Raw genomic sequence first — 4,922 nt, forward strand, 5'->3', positions numbered from 1 at the left:
GTCATCTGCGATGTCATCGCTTCGTATTGTTCGGTCGCACTCATGGGAGATGCTTGGATCGGTGAAGCATGCATGGGGAAGGAAGGCATTCCGGTGTTGGAATCCTCGACGCCCGATGGAATCAATGATGGAATGGCACCCGATGCCTCGTTGATTTCCACGCGAGAACGTCTGCCGTGCTCGGGAACCATCTTGTCGAAAAGATTGCCGAGCAAGCGTGGGTGAAAGCAGACGTAGGACCAGAACAGTCCAAAGGCCACCCCGCCACACACATCGCTGGTGAAGTGCGCGCTCGTGTTAACTCGGTTGATCAGCACACCCATCCAGACCATGGAGAACAGCAAGCGACCTCGAGGGACCACCACCCACAATCCGATCAACATGGCTGTCGCCGTGACAACGTGACCGCTCGGAAACGCTCGCATCGCTGAATCAAACGAGGCGACTTCGCTGAGGTCCCAGTCGAAAGCCCACAGCCAAGCTGAATCGTGGCCGGCATGGTTCAAATTCAAATTGCTGGGGCGGGGCCGGATCACAAACATTTTGGCGATCGTTGCAATGGCTCCGCCGCCCATGGCAAGTGTGGCCAGTCGAGGCAAATGCCAGCGACGTTTGGGAGCCATCAATAAAATCGCCAGCAAGATCACAAAGACCCCGTAGCCATGCGATAGCACCAACGACAAATCCAAAGCGGAATCCAGTTCGGTCGGCAAAGGGGCCGTGCGGAAGTATGCCGCGATGTTCACGTCGACCAATGTGAGCATGGGGACCAGCATCATCGTCATCGCTGCCATGTAAAGCAGCGTCACGGGGCGATACAGGGTCACCGCATCGTTGGTGGTGCTGGATTTAGTGAACGATTGATGTTCGTGATGCTGGCGTTCACGATTCGATTCGATTCGGTTCACGATGGCGTCCTGTATCGCGACTGGTTCAGATCGGCGGTTTGGAGGACGGATTCGCAGTCGGACGAACGGGGCAAGATCGATTCAGTTCGGTCGTGCCGTCTGTCTCGAGGAGTGTGAATCCTGGACGATCTTGACGCTACGAAATGCGAGCTGGCTGTTGGAACCCCAGTCGACAGCAAGATTCACGATCCGGGCCAAGAACGAAAGCGATTTTCAAGGTTTTTCGAATTGTCGCGCCTTCGTAAACAGCGCATTCTGCCAACGCATTCAGTCTCAACCCAAGTTGGGTTCTCAACGCGCAGAGTCAGCCTGATACGATGCGAGCTTTCGATTCGAACCGTGAAACATTACCGCCATGAAACATCACGTTAAGCGACACTTTTCTTTTCTTCGCACGACCGCGATTGGTGGCATTTTTTTTCTGCTGCCGCTGGTGGTGGTGCTATTTCTGATTGGGCAACTGGCCCAAGTGATCTATGCCGTCGCGGTGGCACTGTTGCCGATCTTGCAAGACTACACGCCATTTCATGACACGACGGGGTACCTGTTGATCTTCGGGATCGCGACGCTGTTGTTGATCTTGGCTTGTTTCGTCTCTGGCATCATGGCTCGCCGATCGATCGCAAGGCAGTTCACCCGACTCATCGAGAAGTATCTGTTGATGATGTTTCCTCGTTACGCGATTTTCAAAGAGCAGCTCAGCGGCAACATTGGCGGCGAGGTAGCAAAGAATCGGCTGCGTCCGGTGGTCGTGCGATTGGAAGGGTTTTCACAGTTGGCGTTTGAGGTGGAACGCTATCGCGGGGCTGACAGTGCGAAAGACCCCATGGGAGTGACGTTGTATCTGCCTGGGTCGCCGGATCCTTGGAATGGAAAGGTGGTGATGGTCGAAGCCTCTCGGGTGCAACGAATCGACGCGCCGTTCGGCGACGTGGTCGGAACGTTCGAACAATTGGGGACCGACACCCAAAAGTGGGCTCGCGCCGATGCCTTGTCAGTTGAAACGGAAGAACCCTAGTGGTCTGTCACAGCTAAGAGTTCGCGTTGATCGTAGTGAACGAGGCGACGAGTCCTAGGAATTGACGCCAGTTCAGGACTCGTCGCCTCGTCCCCTACCCTAGGAACAAGTCGTGACAGACCACGAGCCAAGTCTATCGAGATGGCGTTCGGTCGAGTCTTTTCGGTGCTGCGTTGAACGCGGTCACCTCCGAGCGTTTTAGCGGGGGTGGGATTGCCGCTGGGAAAGGGGCCGAGCGGCGATGTCAAAATTGGGCAATCCGCTATACTTCTCGCCAACGAATAGGACTCATTCCCACCATTTCTCAAGCGTTTGCATGACAATCGATTCACGTCATTACTGGGGCATCGATATTGGCGGCACCAGCATCAAGTGCGGGCTGGTCAATTCGGCTGGCCAGACTGTTGCTTTCGAGCAAGTTCCCACGCTGGAATCCGAGGGCCCCCAAGCGGCTGTGAATCGACTGGCCACGATGATTCGGGAAGTGGAAACGCGGACGAAAACGATTGGCGACGTGCCTCGCATTGGAATGGGAGCTCCCGGGCCGATGGATTTGCCTCGCGGGATGCTGGTGGCTCCACCCCAGTTGCCGTCGTGGTGGGAATTCCCGTTGTGTCAAAAGTTGACTGAGGCGACCAGCCGTCCGATCTCGTTTTTGAATGATGCGAATGCGGCGGCCTACGGTGAGTTTTGGCTGGGAAGCGGGGCGAAGGGATCGTCCATGATTCTGTTGACGCTGGGGACCGGCGTCGGCGGGGGCATCATCGTCGAGGACCAATTGGTCAACGGCGTGAACAGTTTTGGCAGTGAATGCGGTCATATCATTGTCGACCCGTCCCCCGACGCTCAACTTTGTGCGTGGGGTGGAGGCCGCGGTCAACTGGAAGCATACGCGTCGGCCAGTGGCGTGGTCATGCGTACGCGGCACCGTTTGGCGGAATACCCACAATCGTTGCTGCACCGATTCACAGGTGAAAGCAGTTCGCAGTTAACGGCCAAACAGATTTGGGAGGCTGCCTCCGAAGGCGACGATTTCGCGAATTTGATGATCGACGAAACCGCTCATTGGTTGGGAATTGGCGTCACCAACTTGGTTCACACGCTGGACCCCGGACACGTCGCTCTGGGTGGGGCAATGAATTTTGGCGGGGCGGAGTGTGAGATTGGGCGTCGCTTTTTAGCCGGCGTGACCGAAGAATTTCGACAACGGACCTTCCCCAATGTCTTCGCGGGAACGACCATTTCCTTTGCGACGCTCGGACACGAAGCCGGTTATTTGGGGGCCGCCGGGTATGCTCGCAAGCAAGATTCGCAAAGTGTCGGATCCTGAACCCAAGAAATGTAGCGTTCACGCGGGCTAACGGGCGTGACGGACACCTATCAAGACAATGCATCACGGTTCTCAAGGGATGAGAATCGCTTGTCGTTTGAACATTCACCATCATTGAAATCGAAACCGGATGGCATCCAAATCCACTCGTTCGCAAGAACACATTCGCAACTTCTGCATCATCGCTCACATCGACCACGGCAAAAGCACGTTGGCCGATCGTTTGCTGGAAAGCACTGGCACGGTCGATAACCGTGGCAAGAAAACGCAAATGCTGGATGATTTGGCGTTGGAACAACAGCGCGGCATCACCATCAAGGCTCGTGCGGTCGCGATGCGATACAACCGCGACGGGGTGGAATACGAACTGAACTTGATCGACACGCCCGGCCACGTGGACTTTCAATACGAAGTTTCACGCTCGTTGGCTTGTTGCGAAGGCGCGCTGTTGCTGGTCGATGCGTTCCAAGGCGTGGAAGCACAAACCGTCGCCAACGCATTTGCAGCGATGGAACACGATCTGGCGATTGTCCCGGTGATCAACAAGATCGACTTGACTCACGCTCGCCCGGACGAAGTTGCTGAGGAAATGATGAACTCGCTGGGCACCGATCCTGACGAGTGCATGCGTGTCAGTGCGAAGACCGGCGAGGGCGTTCCGGCTCTGCTGGACGCGATTGTGGATTCGGTCCCCGCACCGCAGGGCGATCCGAAGGCGGTGCTGCAGGCGATGGTTTTCGATTCGAACTACGACGATTTCCGTGGTGCGATCACTTACATCCGAGTGATGGAAGGGACGGTCCGGAAAGGTCAGAAGATCAAATTCCTGCGGGCTGGATCGACGCACGATGTCGTGGAGTTGGGGCAATTTGCGCCCGCTCGTGTTCCCTGCGACGAGTTGGTGGCCGGCCAAGTGGGATATTTGATCTGCAACATCAAGAGCCTGGGGGACGTGCACATCGGCGATACGATCAGCATCGCGGGCAACGACCCGGCACCAGCTCTGCCCGGGTATGACCGGCCGAAGCGGATGGTTTATTGCGGTTTGTTCCCCAGCGACGGGCAGGACTTCAGCGAATTGCGGGATGCACTCGAGCGATTGGCGGTCAATGACCCGAGTTTTGAGTTCGAACCCGAAACCAGCGACGCACTTGGGTTTGGTTTCCGCTGCGGTTTCCTTGGGTTGCTGCACATGGAAATTGTCCAGCAACGACTTGAGCAGGAATCGGACATCGATCTGGTTCAAACCGCTCCCAACGTGACTTACGAGATCACGGATAAACGCGGCGTGACGAAGAACATTCACAAGCCACAGGATGTTCCCGACCCCGGTGACATCGAGAAGTTCTGTCAGCCGATCGTGCGTTGCAACGTGATCGTGCCGGAGGAATACATCGGCCCGGTCATGAAACTGTGCCAGGAACGGCGCGGGATTCAAAAGGGGCACGAAGTGCTGGGAGCGTCGCGAGCGATGTTGACTTACGACATCCCATTGGCGGAAGTCATCTACGACCTGCACGATCGCATCAAGAGCTGCACTCGCGGCTATGGCACACTGGATTACGAAATGGTGGGCTACGAAGAAGCCGACTTGTGTCGCTTGGACATCCTCGTCAACGGCAACCGTGTCGACGCACTCTCGGTGGTTTGTCACCGAGCCGATGCT

At 56.3% G+C, this 4,922-nt stretch carries 4 protein-coding genes; 3 read left to right on the top strand and 1 reads right to left on the bottom strand.

What is annotated here, in order from left to right; genetic code table 11:
- Window positions 1-908 (bottom strand): phosphatase PAP2 family protein (locus ACF8AM_RS07910; protein WP_392555115.1); only part of this gene is annotated, 908 nt, incomplete at its 3' end.
- Window positions 909-1,263: 355 nt separating this feature from the next.
- On the opposite strand from ACF8AM_RS07910, the gene ACF8AM_RS07915 reads away from it, so the two are divergent.
- From ACF8AM_RS07915 to lepA, 3 genes are all read left to right on the top strand, one after another.
- Entirely contained in the window at window positions 1,264-1,926 is a 663-nt protein-coding gene (locus ACF8AM_RS07915; RefSeq protein ID WP_392555116.1) for a DUF502 domain-containing protein, read from the top strand.
- Window positions 1,927-2,242: 316 nt separating this feature from the next.
- Window positions 2,243-3,256 carry an ROK family protein gene (locus tag ACF8AM_RS07920; protein WP_392555117.1) on the top strand — a complete coding sequence of 338 codons (1,014 nt, stop codon included), beginning with the start codon at window positions 2,243-2,245 and terminating at the stop codon, window positions 3,254-3,256.
- 130 nt (window positions 3,257-3,386) lie between these two features.
- A partial coding sequence (gene lepA, locus ACF8AM_RS07925) for a translation elongation factor 4 (protein WP_392555118.1) occupies window positions 3,387-4,922 on the top strand: 1,536 nt, incomplete at its 3' end.

Source organism: Rhodopirellula sp. JB055, from assembly GCF_043100905.1.
Lineage (GTDB): Bacteria > Planctomycetota > Planctomycetia > Pirellulales > Pirellulaceae > Rhodopirellula.

Excerpts from the sequence above, each read along its gene's own strand:
- ACF8AM_RS07915 (WP_392555116.1), top strand. The coding sequence starts at position 1,264 with ATGAAACATCACGTTAAGCGACACTTTTCTTTTCTTCGCACGACCGCG.
- ACF8AM_RS07920 (WP_392555117.1), top strand. The coding sequence starts at position 2,243 with ATGACAATCGATTCACGTCATTACTGGGGCATCGATATTGGCGGCACC.